14 protein-coding genes and 1 pseudogene are annotated in these 16,513 nt (G+C 70.0%); 5 read left to right on the top strand and 10 right to left on the bottom strand.

All coding sequences use genetic code 11. From position 1 onward, the window contains the following. Positions 1–33 precede the first annotated feature (33 nt). Complete coding sequence (locus ACF08M_RS23530) at positions 34–1,317, bottom strand: aspartate aminotransferase family protein (RefSeq protein ID WP_392187229.1); 1,284 nt, start codon at positions 1,315–1,317, stop codon at positions 34–36. Beyond that, a complete protein-coding gene (locus ACF08M_RS23525; RefSeq protein WP_362197193.1) occupies positions 1,314–2,156 on the bottom strand; it encodes a nitrilase-related carbon-nitrogen hydrolase in 843 nt (280 codons plus the stop codon). The genes ACF08M_RS23530 and ACF08M_RS23525 overlap by 4 nt, the downstream gene beginning before the upstream one ends. 293 nt (positions 2,157–2,449) lie before the next feature. Between ACF08M_RS23525 and ACF08M_RS23520 the strand changes: the two genes are divergently transcribed. The 3 genes from ACF08M_RS23520 (at position 2,450) to ACF08M_RS23510 (ending at position 6,038) form a co-directional block, all read left to right on the top strand. Continuing rightward, positions 2,450–3,208, top strand: a complete 759-nt coding sequence (locus ACF08M_RS23520) for an SMI1/KNR4 family protein (RefSeq protein WP_392187228.1) — start codon at positions 2,450–2,452, stop codon at positions 3,206–3,208. Positions 3,209–3,385: 177 nt separating this feature from the next. Further along, on the top strand, positions 3,386–4,654 hold the full coding sequence (locus ACF08M_RS23515; RefSeq protein WP_392187227.1) for an aminotransferase class I/II-fold pyridoxal phosphate-dependent enzyme: 1,269 nt from the start codon (positions 3,386–3,388) through the stop codon (positions 4,652–4,654). A gap of 292 nt (positions 4,655–4,946) precedes the next feature. Next, positions 4,947–6,038, top strand: coding sequence for a Rieske 2Fe-2S domain-containing protein (locus ACF08M_RS23510; RefSeq protein WP_392187226.1), 1,092 nt, complete (start codon positions 4,947–4,949; stop codon positions 6,036–6,038). A 226-nt stretch (positions 6,039–6,264) separates the two neighbouring features. On the opposite strand, the gene ACF08M_RS23505 is transcribed toward ACF08M_RS23510, so the two are convergent. Continuing rightward, positions 6,265–6,534, bottom strand: a complete 270-nt coding sequence (locus tag ACF08M_RS23505; RefSeq protein ID WP_392187225.1) for a helix-turn-helix domain-containing protein — start codon at positions 6,532–6,534, stop codon at positions 6,265–6,267. A gap of 41 nt (positions 6,535–6,575) precedes the next feature. Between ACF08M_RS23505 and map the strand changes: the two genes are divergently transcribed. Beyond that, entirely contained in the window at positions 6,576–7,343 is a 768-nt protein-coding gene (map, locus tag ACF08M_RS23500; RefSeq protein WP_392187224.1) for a type I methionyl aminopeptidase, read from the top strand. Between the two features lie 21 nt (positions 7,344–7,364). Here map and ACF08M_RS23495 read toward each other — a convergent pair whose 3' ends face one another. The 4 genes and pseudogenes from ACF08M_RS23495 to ACF08M_RS23480 form a co-directional block, all read right to left on the bottom strand. Continuing rightward, positions 7,365–8,117: a glycoside hydrolase family 75 protein gene (locus ACF08M_RS23495; RefSeq protein WP_392187223.1), complete on the bottom strand. Its 753-nt coding sequence runs from the start codon at positions 8,115–8,117 to the stop codon at positions 7,365–7,367. A 146-nt stretch (positions 8,118–8,263) separates the two neighbouring features. After that, entirely contained in the window at positions 8,264–10,072 is a 1,809-nt protein-coding gene (gene ggt / locus ACF08M_RS23490) for a gamma-glutamyltransferase (protein ID WP_392187222.1), read from the bottom strand. Between the two features lie 300 nt (positions 10,073–10,372). Further along, entirely contained in the window at positions 10,373–12,034 is a 1,662-nt protein-coding gene (gene murJ, locus ACF08M_RS23485; RefSeq protein ID WP_392187221.1) for a murein biosynthesis integral membrane protein MurJ, read from the bottom strand. Next, positions 12,031–12,498, bottom strand: a pseudogene (locus tag ACF08M_RS23480) (peptidoglycan bridge formation glycyltransferase FemA/FemB family protein); the annotation flags it as partial. The gene murJ and the pseudogene ACF08M_RS23480, both read right to left, overlap by 4 nt. Before the next feature lie 119 nt (positions 12,499–12,617). Here ACF08M_RS23480 and ACF08M_RS23475 point away from each other — a divergent pair. Then, positions 12,618–13,832: an Ig-like domain-containing protein gene (locus ACF08M_RS23475; protein WP_392187220.1), complete on the top strand. Its 1,215-nt coding sequence runs from the start codon at positions 12,618–12,620 to the stop codon at positions 13,830–13,832. A 225-nt stretch (positions 13,833–14,057) separates the two neighbouring features. Here ACF08M_RS23475 and ACF08M_RS23470 read toward each other — a convergent pair whose 3' ends face one another. The 3 genes from ACF08M_RS23470 to ACF08M_RS23460 are packed head-to-tail and all read right to left on the bottom strand — an operon-like array spanning position 14,058 to position 16,500. Beyond that, positions 14,058–14,930, bottom strand: coding sequence for an amino acid ABC transporter permease (locus tag ACF08M_RS23470; RefSeq protein WP_392187219.1), 873 nt, complete (start codon positions 14,928–14,930; stop codon positions 14,058–14,060). Next, positions 14,927–15,571: an amino acid ABC transporter permease gene (locus tag ACF08M_RS23465; protein WP_392187218.1), complete on the bottom strand. Its 645-nt coding sequence runs from the start codon at positions 15,569–15,571 to the stop codon at positions 14,927–14,929. The genes ACF08M_RS23470 and ACF08M_RS23465 overlap by 4 nt, the downstream gene beginning before the upstream one ends. Positions 15,572–15,588: 17 nt before the next feature. Then, entirely contained in the window at positions 15,589–16,500 is a 912-nt protein-coding gene (locus ACF08M_RS23460; RefSeq protein ID WP_392187217.1) for a glutamate ABC transporter substrate-binding protein, read from the bottom strand. Between the last annotated feature and the right edge of the window lie 13 nt (positions 16,501–16,513).

Raw genomic sequence — 16,513 nt, 5'->3', positions numbered from 1 at the left:
GTCCGCCGCCGCACCCCGGGGTTCAGCGGCTTCTCATCGCACCGACCGCAGAGCCTCGGCCATGATCTCCGCGCCTTCCTCCGCCTCCGGGATGGTCAGCGAGAGCGGCGGCGCGATCCGCAGCACGCTGGTGTTGTGACCGCCGCCCTTCCCGATGAGCAGGCCGTTCTCCCGGGCCGCTTCGAGCACGGCCGCGGCCGCCTGCGGATCCGCCTCATCGGTGCCGGGCTTCACCAGCTCGATGCCGATCATCAGACCACGGCCACGCACCTCGCGCACGCACTTTGCAGCCGCGCCGACCGCGCGCAGCCGCTCGATCAGCAGTCCGCCGACGCGCCGGGCGTTGCCCTGCAGATCGTGTTCGAGGAGGTACGAAAGGTTGGCGAGGCCGGCCGCCATGGTGACCGGGGAGCCACCGAAGGTCGAAATGGAGTTGGCGTCGAGGCAGTTCATGACATCGGCGCGGGCCACCACACCGCCGATCGACATACCGTTGCCGATGCCCTTGGCGAAGGTGAGGATGTCCGGCGGCCCGTTCTCGCCGTGCGCCTGCCAGCCCCAGAAGTGTTCGCCCGAGCGGCCCCAGCCGGTCTGCACCTCATCGGAGATCCACAGCACACCGTGGCGGTCGAGGACCCGCCGGAAGGCCGCGTACAGACCATCGGGCGGCGAGGTGAACCCGCCGACCCCCTGGATGGGTTCGGCGATCAGGGCGGCGGGCTCGCGGATGTGGCCGAGCAGGTCCTCCAGGTCGGCGACGCAGGCCGCGATGAAGTCGGCGTCGCCGAGGTGCGCGTACGGCCCCCGGGTGCGGACGCCGCCATGCACGTACAGCGTCTGCAGGGGCGACAGGCTCGTGGGCGACCAGGCGTTGTTGCCGGTGATGGAGACCGCGGAGAAGGATCTGCCGTGGTAGCTGTTGCGCATCGCGAGGATCTGGTTCGACCTGCGGTACGCGGTGGCGAGCAGCAGGGCCGTGTCGTTGGCCTCGGTACCGGAGGTGGTGAAGAAGACCCGGGCGTCCGGGATGCCGGAGAGCGTGGCGATGCGTTCGGCCAGCTCGACCATCGGCCGGTTGAGGTAGAGCGTGGAGGAGTGGATGATCCGCCCCGCCTGCTCGCTGACCGCCTTGGTCACCTCGGGCAGGGCATGGGCGGTCATGGTGGTCAGGATGCCGCCGAAGAAGTCGAGGTAGCGCCTGCCGTCGGCGTCCCAGACGTACCGGCCCTCGCCGTGGGTGATTTCCAGCGGGTCCTTGTAGTAGAGCGCCAGCCAGTCGGGAGTGACAGCAAGATGGCGTCGGTGCAGGCTGCTCACGGCTCCACCAGTCCTTCGTATGCGTCCGGGCGGCGGTCGCGGTAGAACGCCCACTGCTGACGGACCTCTTCGATGAGGCCGAAGTCGAGGTCGCGGACGACGAGTTCCTCTTCCTTGTCGCTGGCCACCTCGCCGACGAACTGGCCGCGCGGATCGACGAAGTAGCTGGTTCCGTAGAAGTCGTTGTCGCCGTACTCCTCCTGGCCGACGCGGTTGATCGCGGCGACGAAGTACTCGTTGGCGACGGCGGACGCGGGCTGTTCCAGCTGCCAGAGATAGCTGGACAGGCCGCGTGAGGTCGCGGACGGGTTATAGACCAACTGGGCACCGTTGAGCCCGAGTTGACGCCAACCCTCCGGGAAGTGCCGGTCGTAGCAGATGTAGACGCCGACCTTGCCGACGGCGGTGTCGAAGACCGGCCAGCCGACGTTTCCGGGCTTGAAGTAGTACTTCTCCCAGAATCCCTTGACCTGCGGAATGTGGTGCTTGCGGTACTTGCCGAGGTAGGAGCCGTCGGCGTCGATGACGGCGGCGGTGTTGTAGTAGAAGCCGGACTGCTCGATCTCGAAGACCGGCACGACGATCACCATGCCGGTCTCGCGGGCGAGTTCCTGCATCCGCCGGACGGTCGGCCCGTCCGGGACTGCCTCGGCCCAGCGGTAGTGCTCGGGTTCCTGCACCTGGCAGAAGTACGGGGCGTTGAACACCTCCTGGAAGCCAATGATCTTCGCGCCCCGGCGGGCGGCCTCGCGCGCGTGCTCCTCGTGCTTGGCGATCATGGATTCGGTGTCGCCGGTCCAGGTCGCCTGGACGAGTGCGGCGCGTACGACTTGGGACATGAGCTGCTCCTTCGACGCGGCGTCAGAGAGCCTCTACGCGTTTCTACGCCCGTAGACACGTGCGTAGAGGAGAACGTAAGCCCCGTCACACAGCGGGGCAAGACCATCGCCGTGAACCGGCGGAGTCGATCATGTTTCACACCCGTGCGGTCCACACGCTCGCACCGCTCCCCGAGCCGGAGAGCCGTTGTGTGACCGGCCGCACCGCCCGGCCGGCGCCGCGGTCCCGGTGACCGGTGGGGGCCGCGGCCCGGCCGGCGACGCCTCGTGGCCGCCCTGGCAGACTCTGCGCCGTGAGACCTGACGTGACACAACTGCGGGACCTGATCGCGGGATCACCGGACTTGGGCCGCCGGCCGGCCGCGGGCGTGCCGGAGGCGCTGATCCGTGCGGCCGAAGCACGCGTGGGACCGTTGCCGGCGTCGTACCGGTGGTGGCTGGCCGAGTTCGGCCGCGGCCGAACCGGGAGCGCGGACATCGCGACGGTCACGCCCGCCGAGTTCGCCGACGACGCGGACGCCGTCACCGCCGACTGGCGGCTCAGCGGTGACAGACTGTGCTTCTCCTCCGAGCCCGACTGCGGTGACAGCTACAGCTTCGCCCTCGATCTGCGCGCAGAGGCCGGGGACGGGGAGTACCCGGTGGTGTGCCGGGACGGTACGGACGGCGACGAGTACCCGGTGGCGGAGTCCTTCGCCGGATTCCTGGCCGTTCGGACGGCGCGGTCGAGCGGGCTCGGGGACGGCCCCAATCCCACGGTCGCCCGTCTGTGGCGGTCGACGCCGGGCGTGCTGCTCGACAACGGCGTTCTGGTGTACGGGCCGCACTGCATCGCAGAACGCAACGAGACCTTCGAGGTGCCCCGGTACGCGCCCGAGTGGGTGCTGGTCGGGGACGACAGCGGTGGCGGCGGGCTGTTCATGCGCCGCCACGGCCGCGACCGCACACGTGTGTTCCGTCTCGGTCTCGGCGCGATCGGCGCGGACATCGAAGGGGTGGGCGAGCCGGTGACGGACGACCTGCTCGGCTGGCTGCGCGCGGGCGCGACCTGACCGGCCCGCCGCCGTCCGCCCGCCCGCCCGGGATCCGGGCGCACGGCCCGGACGGCCGGTCGACCCGCCCGGCTCACGCCGGTGTACCGTCGGCATCCGGGCCGGTGGCCCGCCGTGGCGGTTTGCGCCCTCGGCCGGTGCCACCCCATTCACGCGGCACCTGTGAGAGGAACCACCATGACCACCGAGCCGAGCCCCGACACCTCGACCGGGCGCCTTGAGCGGGCCCGTCAGGACTACCGGGACCTCGTGGCACTCGGGCTCTCGCTCGACCTCACCCGGGGCAAGCCGGCACCGGAGCAGCTCGACCTCTCCGAGGAACTGCTGAGCCTGCCCGCCGGGCGGCACACCTCCGCCGACGGCACGGACATACGCAACTACGGCGGGCTGCAAGGACTGCCGGAGCTCCGGGAGATCTTCTCCGGGATACTGCAGGTGCCGGTCGGGCAGCTGCTCGCGGCCGGGAACTCCAGCCTTGAACTGATGCACGACTGCCTGGTGCACGCCTTGCTGAGCGTGGCGCCGGGCGCCGAGTCGCGCTGGGTGGAGCAGGAGCGGATCGCGTTCCTGTGTCCGGTGCCCGGCTACGACCGGCACTTCGCGCTCTGCGAGCGGTTCGGCATCGACATGATCCCGGTGCCGATGACCGCCGAGGGCCCGGACATGGAGACCGTGGAACGGCTCGTCGCCGAAGACCCGGCGATCAAGGGCATCTGGTGCGTACCGAAGTACAGCAACCCGGACGGCGTCTGCTACAGCGATGCGACCGTGGCCCGGCTCGCCTCGATGAGCACCGCCGCACCCGACTTCCGGATCTTCTGGGACAACGCCTACGCCGCCCACCACCTCACCGACGAGCCCGTCGAGATCGCCGATCTGCTCGCGGCCTGTGCCGAGGCGGGGAACGCGGACCGGGCGTTCGTGTTCGGCTCCACCTCGAAGATCACCGCCGCGGGCGCGGGCGTCGCCTTCTTCGGCTCGTCGCCCGCGAACGTGCAGTGGCTGCTCGGCAACAACGCCAAGCGGTCGATCGGCCCCGACAAGGTCAACCAGCTGCGGCACGTGCTGTTCCTGCGGGACGCCGACGGGGTGCGGGCCCACATGGAGCGCCAACGCGCGCTGCTGCGGCCGAAGTTCGACGCGGTGGCCCGGATCCTGGACGCCGGGCTCGGCGGGACCGGGCTGGCGACCTGGACCTCCCCCGAGGGCGGCTACTTCGTGACCCTCGAAGTGCCGGACGGCTGCGCCGAGGAGGTCGTACGACGTGCCGCCGGGGCGGGCATCGTACTGACCCCGGCCGGTGCCACCCACCCGTACGGCGACGACCCGCGCGACGCGGTCATCCGGATCGCGCCCAGCTACCCGTCCCTCACCGAGCTGGAGCAGGCGATCGAGGGGCTCACCGTCTGCGTCCGCCTCGTGGGGTACGAGCAGCAGGCCCGGTAGGCGGCAGCCGTTCACGCCGCAGACGGCGCCGCCCGGCCCGTGCCGCCAGGGGCCGGGCGGGCGGCGCCGGCGCCGCCCGCCGCCGGGACAGCGAGACCACGGTCGTGGCCGGCAGCCGGCTCCGCCCCATCGGCGACCGCGGGCCGGCCTCTTCGACCGCGGTGCCGTCCGTTTTCGCGTGCGCCGTCAAGGCCCGCCGCATTCCTTCCCGTTCGGGTGACATACGGCATGGCGCGAGGATCCCGGAACGGTCTGGGCAGTCTCCAGGCGACCAATTCCGAGAGGGGATGCCGTGGGGCTGTCACGCGAGTACGAACGCGCCATCAGCGAGGGACCGACACCTGCCGATGCCGCGGGGGTGCCTGCCCTGCCCTGTCCGAGCGGCTGGTCGGCACTGGCCTTCTCCGACGAGCTCCGGCCCGGGACCGTCCTCACCCGGCCTCTGGCGGGCCAGGACGTGGTGCTGTACCGGCTCGGTACGGGGGCGGTGCGCGCCATCCGTCCGTACTGTCCGCACCTCGGCGCCCATCTCGGTCTGGCGAAGGTCGACGGGGACGATCTCGTATGCCCCTTCCACTTCTTCGCGTTCGGTCCCGACGGCACGTGCGTGCGGACGGGGTACGACACCAAGCCGCCGAGGTCGCCGCTGGCGCAGCTGCCGGTGCATGAGGTCAACGGTGCCGTCTTCGTCTGGCGGCACCACGACGGCCGGGCACCGGACTGGTTCATTCCCGACTGGCACGAAATCGGCCACCGGCCCGCCCGTCAAGCCGCCTGGGAGCTGGCCGGCAATGTCCAGGAGGTCATCGAGAACTCGGTGGACCTCGGGCACTTCGCCACCCTGCACGGCTGGGCCAAGGCCGAGATCGGCGGGCCCGTCGTCTACGACGACGCCGCCTTCCACGTCTCCATGCGGGCCCATGAGTCGGCGCCGCTCCTGGGGGACTTCGTCGTCGAGGTGGAGGTGGACGGCTACGGGCTGGGCTGCCTCCACGCCGACGTGCACACACCCCGGGTCGGCCTGCGGATGTGCACCATGGTGCTGCCGACGGCGATCGCCCCCAACCGGATGCAGTTCCGTCAGCGCAACCGCGTCGCGTTCGCGGAACCGGCCCGGCTGCCGGCGCCGCTCGCGCGGTTGGTGAGCCGAACCGCGGCGCGGGTGCTGGACCGTGCCATCTTCCGGTCGAGCTGCGAATTCACCGCCGCCGATTTCCCGATCTGGAATCACAAGCAGTACCAGCAGCCGCCCCGGCTCGCGCCCGGCGACGGTCCGATCGGCCCGTTCCGGCGCTGGGCCCGGCGGTTCTACCCACCGCCCCAACACGGGGACGACGCACGGTTCGACCGGAGCGAGCGAACCGACGGTGTCGAAGTGCCGTGAGCCTTGCGGGCCGTCTCCGGACCCGCCGCTCCGAACAGGGTCAAACGCGTGGTCGGCGCCGCGGCCTCGGTGCGCGAGTCACCGGACCCGGTGGTTTCCGAGGGGGTGCCTGATACGCGTGTCCCCGCGGGTGGCTGCTCCGTCCGCGGGGGCGCAACTGGTCAGTGACTCACGTAGTGGGCAGCAAACCCAAAAAACCACCAGGCAGGCAGCGGCCCGCGTGCCGCTACCCGGCCAGCGGCACCGCGTCCGGCTCCGGGGCGCAGCGGACGAGCAGTTCGTCCATCGAGAGTCCGAGCGCCCCGGCCAGCGCCGCGACGGTGAAGAAGGCGGGGGTCGGGGCGCGGCCCGTCTCGATCTTGCGCAGTGTCTCGGCGGAGATTCCGGCGCTCGCCGCGATCTCGACCATGCTGCGTCCACCGCGCGCCTCGCGGAGCAGCGCTCCGAGGCGTTCGCCGCGGCGATGCTCTTCCGGGGTCAGGGGGGTTCGTACCATGCCGTCATTCTAATACCGCCGTGACCGGTATAGTAATTGGCATGGTGCAGCTCAAGACAGACACATCCATCGAAGCGATGCGCGAAACCGGCCGGGTCGTGGCGCAGCTGCTGACGGCCGTACGGGAAGCGGCGGCGGTCGGCGTCTCGTTGCGCGAACTCGACGAGCTGGCCCGCGATGTCCTCCGCGAGGCGGGGGCGGGGTCGCCGTTCCTGAACTACCGGCCGCATTTCGCCCCCACTCCGTTCCCCGCCGTGATCTGCACGTCGGTCAACGACGCGATCGTGCACGGCATCCCGACCGATCAGCGGCTGCGCGACGGTGATCTGGTGAGCGTCGACGCGGGCGCGACGCTCGGCGGCTGGGCGGGCGATTCGGCGATCAGTTTCACTGTCGGGCGCGCGCGGCCGGCGGACACCCTGCTGGTGGAAACGGCGTTCGCGGCGCTGGAGGCGGGCATCGCGGCGGCGGTCGTCGGCAATCGGATCGGCGACATCGCGCATGCGATCGGCACGGTGTGCCGCAGGGCCGGTTACGGCATTCCGGAGGGGTTCGGCGGCCACGGGGTGGGCCGGTCGATGCACGAGGACCCGGCCGTCCCCAACGAGGGGCGGCCGGGCCGCGGTATGCCGTTGCGGCACGGGATGGTGCTGGCGATCGAACCGATGCTGATCGGCAGCGGCGCGGATGCGTTCCGTCCGGACCGGGACGGCTGGACGTTGCGCACGACCGACGGCAGCCGGGCGGCGCATGCGGAGCACACGGTGGCGATCACCGACGACGGTCCGCGAATCCTGACCGCACTGTGATCAACCCCCGTTCTTCCGGGCCTAGTTGTTCTGGATGAACTGCTTGGCGAGCGCTTCACCGGCAGTGACGGCGGCGCTGTGACTCTCGATCGGCGACACCTTGGAGTTCTTGAACAGGATGTAGGTGACACCGGATTCGGCACCACCCGTCTTCGGGTCGGGGTCGATGCCGAGGGCTTTGGCGGTGGCGTACGACGCCTCACCGATGATCTTGTTGGGACCGGTGTCGCCGACGACGGCGTACTCGACCTTGTTGTTGTAGATGACGGCGACAACGCCACCGCCCTTGATCCCCGCGCTGCTGTAGTTCCAGATGCTGCTGCTGCTCGGCACGACGACGTACGGCAACTTCTCCGCGTTCAGCGGCTGGTCGCCGGAGGTGTGGAACGCCGTGTCGTCCTGGAACCACGGGTCGGTGTTCTTGTTGCAGGCGGCGGTGATCTGCCCGTCGCAGTCGATGTCCATGTCGGCCTTCCAGAACACGGCACCGTTCTTGCCGCAGACCGGAACGGTCGCCGACGTCTCTTCGTCCGTACGGTACTTGCCGTTGGAAATCTGCGAGCACGAGGTGACCTTGGCCAGCAGGTCGGCCGCACTGACGGAACCCTCCTGGATGCCCGCCGCGCCACGTCCGGCGGCGCCGGATTCCGCCCGTGACGCGGCGGCGGACACGGCGCCCGAGGCGGGGCGGGCCTCGGCCGCGGGCGCCGGCGTGGCGGCCGCGAGCAGGGCGGCGCCGGAGGCGGCGGCGAGGGCGAGCGTTCGAGTACGCACAGTGGGGTGCCCTTCCATTAGGAAACTTTCCTTACCGACGCGGCCAAGATGACGCTCAAGTCATGCCCCCGTCAAGACTGCGGGGCTGGTTCATTGCCGACAATCGGCGATGAACCAACCCCGCGGAAAGAATTATCGATGGACCGTCATGGCCGGCCGACCGGATTCACGACCATGGCCGAGCCCCCGCCCCGGCGCGCCTTCTCGGCGGCCGCCAGCCACCGCCCGTCCGGCAGCCGCTGCACACCCGTCGCCGCGCCGATCTCCGGATTCGGCTTGAAGACATGACCCAGCGACTCCAGTTGCGCCCGCACCGGGCTGTTCCACAGCCCCGGTTCGAGCTCCGTCGTGGCCGAGTTGCGCTGGCTGGCACGCGGCGCCGCGATGGCGTCGACCAACGGCAGCCCGCGGTCGACGGCACCGATGAGCGACTGGAGCACGGTCGTGATGATCGTGGCGCCGCCCGGCGATCCGAGGGCCAGCACCGGCTCGCCGTTCCTGAGCACGATCGTCGGCGAGATGGACGAACGCGGGCGCTTGCCCGGACCCGGCAGATTCGGGTCGTGGACCGCCGGGTTGGCCGGCGCGAACGAGAAGTCCGTCAGCTCGTTGTTGAGCAGATAGCCGCGCCCCGGGACGGTGATCCCACTGCCGCCCGTCTGCTCGATCGTGAGCGTGTAGGCGACGACGTTGCCCCACTTGTCGGCCGTCGTCAGATGCGTGGTGTTCTCCCCCTCGTACGTCGTCGGGGCGGCCGTACCACCGGCCCGGCAGTCGGCCGGATGGCGGGGGTCTCCCGGCGCCAGCGGGCTGGTCAGCACCGCGTCGTCCTTGATCAGGCACTCCCGCGAGTCGGCGAACCGCTGACTGAGCAGCCCTCGCGTCGGTACGTCCTCGAACGCCGGGTCGCCGACCCACCGCCCGCGGTCCGCGAACGCGATCCGGCTCGCCTCGATGTAGCGGTGCAGGTACTGCGCCTCGTTCGCCTTCGAAAGGTCCGTGGACTCAAGGATGTTGAGCGCCTCGCCGACGCTCGTGCCGCCGGACGAGGAGGGTGCCATGCCGTACACATCGAGGCCGCGGTAGCCGACCTTCGTCGGTGCCTGCCGCAGCACCCGGTAGGACCGCAGGTCCTTGGCCGTGAGGTCGCCGGGGCGTACGACCCGGCCGGCCTCAGGGTCGACGGGCGGGTTGCGCACGGTCCGCACGACGTCGTCGGCCAGCTCACCCCGGTAGAGCGCGTCGACGCCCTTGCGGCCCACCTGTTCGTACGTACGCGCCAGGTCGGGATTCCTGAAGACCGAGCCGACCACCGGCAGTCGGCCGCCCGGCAGGAAGAGCTTCCTGGACGCCGGGAAGTCGGCGAACCTGGCGCGGTTGCCCTCGGTCTGCGAACGGAACGTGCTGTCGACGACGAAGCCGTCCCTGGCGAGCCGCTCGGCCGGCTTCAGCACCTGCCGCAGCGACTTGCTGCCCCAGGTGTCGAGCGCGGCGGCCCAGGTGGCCGGGGTGCCGGGGGTGCCCACGCTCAGTCCACTGGTGACGGCGTCGTCGAAGGCGAGCGGCTTGCCGTTCTCCAGGAACAGCGAGGAGTCCGCACTGCGTGGTGCGGTCTCGCGGCCGTCGATGGTCTCCACGGTGTGCGTCCTGGCGTCGTAGTGGACGAAGTAGCCACCACCGCCGAGACCTGCCGAGTAGGGCTCGGTCACACCGAGCGCCGCCGCGGTCGCCACCGCGGCGTCCACCGCGTTGCCGCCCTTGCGGAGCACCTCGATGCCCGCGGCCGACGCATCCGCGTCGACGCTGGCCACCGCCCCTCCGTAGCCCACCGCCACGGGCGACTTGGGGGTTGGCCCGGACGGTGGTGCGGACGAGGACGGGGCCGCCGCGCCCATCGTGACGGCGGCGGCGAGAACAACCGACAAGGACACGTTCCGCGCGACGGGTCGTCGCATGCACACCTCCAGTGAAGGATTGTCCGCCGCAGGGTAACGCCGCGCCGCCCGCCTCGTCATGACCACCCGTGAACCCGGGTCCCGTCGCCCGCCGAGATGCCCGCCCATGACTGACGACCTACGCACCATCGTGCCGGGCGTGCCGGTTGCCGGAGTCAGCACCGCGCTCTCTCCACCGGGCGGCCTCCCGCTATCTGGCCCGCAACTACGAGAAACCGCCACGCCAGCACGGCAACAACACCTTCTGCCTGCTGCTGAAGGTGGTCAACTCGCAGGCGTACGGCCGGGTGGCCTGCGGGTTCACGCCCGCCGCAGCCGCCCCCGGGCCGCCGCGATCACGGTGCTGATCTCCCGCAGCCGGAGCGGCCCGGCCAGCAGCGCCACCGTGAGCAGGAGCACGACGGTCCCCGCCCCCACTGCGGCGAAGTCCCCGTATCCGGAGCAGGCGTGGGCGGTCAGGTACCCCAGCAGCCCGGCGGGCACGCTCGCCACCACCAGGCGGACCTGTGCCCACAGCCCGGGCGACCGCAGCAGTGCGGGCCGGGCGGCGGCGCCGGAGACCCTGCGGTGCAGCACGTACGCCGTGACTCCGAAGCCCACGAACAGCGCCACGGAGTACGCCCCCGCCATTCCCGTCACGGCCCAGCGGACCGGCAGCAGCAGATACGCGGCGACGCAGAGCCCGGCGTTGAGCGCGGCGATGACCAGGTTGAGGAGGAACGGGGTGCGGGTGTCGCTCATCGCGTAGAAGGCCCGGGAGAGCACGTACTGTCCGGAGTAGGCGATCAGCCCCGGCGCGTACGCCATCATCATCCCCGCCATCGCCGTGATGTCCGCACCGTCCGTGCGCCCGTATCCGTACACGGCCCCGATCACCCACGGCGCCAGTGCGAACAGCACGGCCACCGCGGGCACCACGGCCGCGGCCGTGGTGCGCAGGGCGTACGAGACGTCGCGTCGCACACCGGTCAGATCGTCGTCCGCGGCCGCCCGGCTCATCCGGGGCATCAGCGCGGTGACGAGCGAGACGGTCACGATGCCGTGCGGCACCACCCACAGTTGGTAGGCGTAGCTGTACGCGGTGTAGCCCACGCCGCCCGCCACATGCTGTTCGACGGCGTGCTGACCGGTGGCGGTGGAGAGCCGGGTGACCACCCAGTAGGCGATCTGATTGGTCAGCACGAGCAGGACGAGCCAGCCGGCCGCGCGCAGCGGGCGGGTGAGGCCGCTGCCCCGCCAGTCGAACCGGGGACGCCAACGGAAATTCGCGGCGCGCAGCGCGGGCACGAGGGCAAGGGTCTGCACGACGATCCCGGCGGTGGTCCCCCAGCCGAGCCACTGGGCCTGCGCCGCGGTCAACGTACCGTCGGAGCCCGCCGCGACGCCCAGATAGATCCCGAACACCGCGATGATCACTACATTGTTGAGCACCGGGGTCCACATCATCGCACCGAACCGGTCGCGGGCGTTGAGCACTTGGCCGAGCAGCGTGAACAGTCCGTAGAAGAGGATCTGCGGCAGGCAGTAGCGGGCCAGGGCGATGGTGAGATCGGCCTGTTCGCCGTGGTAGTCGGGGGCGTACACCGAGACGATCCACGGGGCGCCGACGACGGTGACCGCGGTGAGGACGAGGAGTCCGATCGTGCAGAGGGTGAGCAGCCGGTCGGTGTACGCGGCTCCGCCGTCGGCGTGGTTCCTGGCCGCCCGCACGAGTTCCGGCACGAAGACGGCGTTGAGCGCACCGCCGATGAGCAGCGTGTAGAGGATGTTGGGCACGGTGTTGGCGACGGTGTACCCGTCTGCCTGGAGCCCGGTGCCGAGCGCGGCGACGACGACGGCCGAGCGGACGAAGCCGGTCGCCCGGGAGACGATGGAGCCGGAGGCCATGACCGCGCCGCTGCGCAGCACCGAGCCGGACGTGCGCTGCGGGGTCTTCGCGGGCGTCGTCCCGGTGGCCGTCATCGGCAGGCCAGGTATGTCCGGAACGCCCGGTACAAGGTGTTGTTGGCGGCTCCGCCCACCGATGTCTCCCACTCTCCGAGGGTCTCGACGACCTGACCGCCGGTGCCGAGCTTCCCACGCAGCAGCCCGAAGGGGCGGTCGTCGGGGTCAAGGGTGGAGGGTACCCCGCGCATGTCGTGCCCATCGGCTCCGAGCCGATGGGCATCGAGCATCATCTTCCACTGCAGCGCGTTGCTGGGCCGGACCTCCCGGCGGTGGCCGGCGGAGGCGCCGGTCTGGTACCGGACCCGCCGACCGGTGCTGATCACGGTGTGGGCGGCCAGGATCTCACCTCGGTGGACGGCGAGGCAGAGCTTCATCCGGCCGGGGTGTTCGGCGTCGAGTACGGCGTACTGCTGTTGGCAGTACGCGAGGGAGCGGCCGAGCCGGAAGCCGTCGCACTCCTCGGTGATCCGGTGGTGACGGTTGCGCTGCGGTCCATGTCACACAGAAGATTTCCTGGTTATTTGGTCGTTTTGTGGAACCTATCGTCGGGTGAAACGCCTCATTACCGATGAGAAGCAAGGTCTTGGAGGTTTTTCCGTTGTTCTCTGCACGCCGGCGCCCGCGCCGTACCGCCTCGCTCGTCCGCCCGGTCCGGCTCACCCTGATCGCCGGTACCGCGGTGCTCGGCGCCACGATCACCGCCTGTTCCGGCGCCTCGGCGTCGGACTCGGGCAAGGGGGCGTCCGGGGTCGCACCGGCACACGAAACCAAGATCTCGGTGAATCTCCAGGGCACCAAGGCCGCTCCCGGACAGCCGGTGAAGGTGACCCTCGGCGCCGGAAAGCTGAAGGCGGTCACGGTGAGTACGGCCGAAGGGGAGGCGCTCACCGGCCGGATGTCCGCCGATGGCAGGACCTGGACGTCGGACCGGGTGGCCGCGCCCGGCACCACGTACAGCGTCGAGGCGAGGGACACCGAGGGCGGCAGCGGCAAGGCCGGGTTCACCACCGCCGGGGCCGACAAGGTCAACAAGCTGACGCTGGTCCCCGGCAAGAACGCCACCGTCGGCGTCGCCCAGCCCCTGTCGGTCGTCTTCGACAACCCGGTGAAGGACCGGGCGGCGGTCGAGAAGGCCCTGAAGGTCTCCACCTCGAACAACACCGAGGGCTCCTGGGGCTGGCTGCAGGACTACTCCGGCAAGGACCGCGTCGACTGGCGGCCCAAGGAGTACTGGAAGTCCGGTACGAAGGTCACGCTCGACGCCGATCTCAACGGCATCGACTCGGGCCCGTCCGGTGGCTGGTTCGTCCGCGACTACCGGACCACCTTCACGATCGGCGCCGACCAGGTGGTCAAGGTCGACCTCGACCGTCACCGGCTGGCACTGAAGCGGGACGGGAAGACCGTCATGGACGTGCCCATGTCGGCCGGCACCCCGGGCGGCGAGAAGGCGTCCTGGCGCGGCACGGCCGTGCTGATGGCCAAGGAGGGCACGATCAACATGCGCTCCGAGACGGTGGGCCTGGGCGATGCCTACGACAAGATGGTCGACTCGTCGATGCGGCTGACCTGGTCGGGGATGTACGCCCACGCGGCGCCGTGGAACGCCGCCTACTTCGGGGTGGCCAACCACAGCTCGGGCTGTGTCGGAATGAGTGACGCCAACGCCGCTGCGCTGTACCAGCAGGTACGGGTCGGCGACCCGTTCGAGATCACCGGCGCCGACGCCAAGGGCACGGTCGCGGAGGGCAACGGGTACGGGGCTTGGAACGTGGCGTGGCCCGACTGGCAGGCGAAGAGCGCGCTGAAGTGAGCCGCACGGCCGCGCGGCGCCTCGGACGCCGCCGGTCACCGGCTCGCCCTGACGATCGACACGGTCGGCCCGCTGTGCGCGGAGCACGACCCGACCGGCGCGCAGCTGACCTTCTCCTCGCTCTCGGCGGGCCCGTCGTACGGGCCCGTTCCCTTGCGCGAGAAGTGATCACCGGCTGCCGCCGGACGGGCACTGCTCCTCGGAGACCGCTTCGCAGGGTCCCGGCTACTGCACTCCCGGCAGCAGCGTTCCTGGTTCGGCCGGTGCGACTTCCACGGCCTTCGTCTTCGGATTGCGCCGCTCCCGCTTGGCCACCCACGTAGCGAACCAGGAGAGCAGCATGCACATCCCGATGTAGATCGGCGAGATCACCATCACCACGGGGATGAAGGGAAGATCGTAGTCGAGATTGGACGCGATGAGCTTGCCCGCGTGCAGGAATTCCTCGTAGGTGATCAGGTAGCCGAGCGAGGTGTCCTTCAGCGCCACCACCAGCTGGCTGATGATCGTGGGCAGCATGGCACGCACCGCCTGCGGGGCCAGTACGAAGGTGGTGACCTGGGTCTTGCGCATCCCGAGGGCGTACGCCGCCTCGCGCTGGCCGCGGTCCACCGAGTTGATTCCGGTGCGGAACACCTCCGCGAGCACGGAGCCGTTGTACAGGGTCAGACCGGTGACCAGTGCGGGCAGGGGCTGCACCTTCAGGGCCACGAAGATGAAGAAGATCATCACCAGCACGGGCATGGCCCGGAAGAACTCGACCAGAAGCGTCGAGAGCCGGCGTACGGCCCGGTGTTCGGAGAGCCGGCCGACGGCGAGCACCGCACCGAGCACGAGGGAGAGCACCGCGGCGTACCCGAACGCCTTGAGGGTGTTGCCCAGTCCGTGCAGCAGCAGCTTCTGGATGCCCTGGTACTCGAAGGGAGTCCATTTGGCGGCGGTGAACTGTTCGGTGTGGAAGAGCAGATAGACGATCCAGCCGACCAGAGCGAGGATCAGGGCCGTCGAGACGACTCCGTACAGCCGGTGGCGTCTGCGGGCGACCGGGCCCGGGATGTCGTAGAGCGCGGTGGCGGGCGGCACGGTGCGGGTGGTCATCGGGCGACTCCCCAGCGCTTCTCCATCACGTTGAAGAGCGCACTGATGGACAGGGTGATGATCAGGTAGCCGACGGCGATCCAGACGAAGGTCCAGATGATGCTGTAGCCCAGCTCGTTGAGGGTCTTGTAGGTGCCGAGCAGCTCGGTGACGCTGAAGGCTCCGGCGATCGCCGAGTTCTTGGCGAGGGCGATCAGTGTCGAGCCGACCGGCGGGATCACCGAACGGAACGCCTGCGGCAGCACGATGCTGTGCAGCGTCTGGCCGAAGGTCAGGCCGAGGCTGCGGGCCGCCTCGCCCTGCCCCGTCGGCACGGTGTTGATGCCGGAGCGCAGCACCTCACAGATGAAGGCGGAGGTGTAGCAGCCGAGCGCGAGGACCGCGAAAACCTTGAAGGGAAGCACCAGTCCGAAGCGCGGGAGCCCGAGCAGGACGGCGAAGAAGAGCAGCGTCAGCGGGGTGTTGCGCAGCACCGTCACCCAGACCGTGCCGAGTACGCGCAGCGAGCCGATGGGGGCCACCCGGAAGGAGGCCATGAGGAAGCCGAGGAGCAGGGCCAGGATCGAGGAGTAGACGGTCAGCTCGACCGTGCCCAGGAAACCCTTGCCGTAGAGCGAGAAGTTCTCGGTGAGTACGTCCATGGTCGATGCCCGCCCTCTCAGGTCGCCGGGTAGCGGTCGATGGGCGGCGGCTCCGGCGCGGGCGCTCCGGACAGACCGAGTGTGGCCTCGAACGCCTTTCTCCAGTTGCCGTTCCTCTCGTTCGCCTCCAGGGCGTCGTTGAGCGCGAACCGCAGCACGTTGTCGCTGCGCGGGACTCCGATGCCGTACGGCTCCCGGGAGAACGGCTTGCCCACGACCTTCATCTCCTTGGGCGCCTTGGCCGCGAAGCCCAACAGGATGGCGTCGTCGGTGGTGACGGCGTCGACCTGGTAGGTCAGCAGGTTGTCGACGCAGATCGAATATGTGTCGTAGGAGACCAGGACCGCCTTCGGATAGTCGGCGGCGATGCGCTGGTACGGGGTCGAACCCGCGGCCGAGCAGACCGTCCTGCCGGCCAGGTCCTGCGGGCCGTGGATGTCGTGCTCGTCGGTGCGGACGAGCAACGACTGCCCGGCCATGAAATAGGGCCCGGCGAAGCCGACGAGCTTCTTGCGCATGGCATTGATGGTGTAGGTGCCGACGTAGTAGTCGATCTGCCCGTTCTGCAGTGCCGTCTCACGGTTGGCGGAGGCGATGGTCTTGAAGCGGATCGTCTTCGGGTCGAAGCCGAGCGAGGCCGACATCATCTTGGCGATCTCGATATCGAAGCCGGAGTAGACGCCGGAGGCCGGGTCCTTCTCGCCGAGATAGGGCTGGTCCTCCTTGGCCCCGACCCGGAGGTATCCGCGCTTCTTCGCCTTCGTCCAGGTCGGTGATCCGGGCAGCCGGAACGCGGTGTCGGTCTTGTACACCGGCAGCTGCTCGGGCTTCGGACCCCTCACCGGCGGGCTGCCCTCCTTGCCGCATCCGGCGGCGAGTACGGCCAGCAGGAGACCGGCGCAGGCGGCCAGCACTTTTCTCGTACGCAACGCGGAGCCCCCG

It is taken from the genome of Streptomyces sp. NPDC015032 (genome assembly GCF_043080425.1).
Classification (GTDB): domain Bacteria; phylum Actinomycetota; class Actinomycetes; order Streptomycetales; family Streptomycetaceae; genus Streptomyces.
This window is presented reverse-complemented; position numbering and strand designations above follow the sequence as displayed.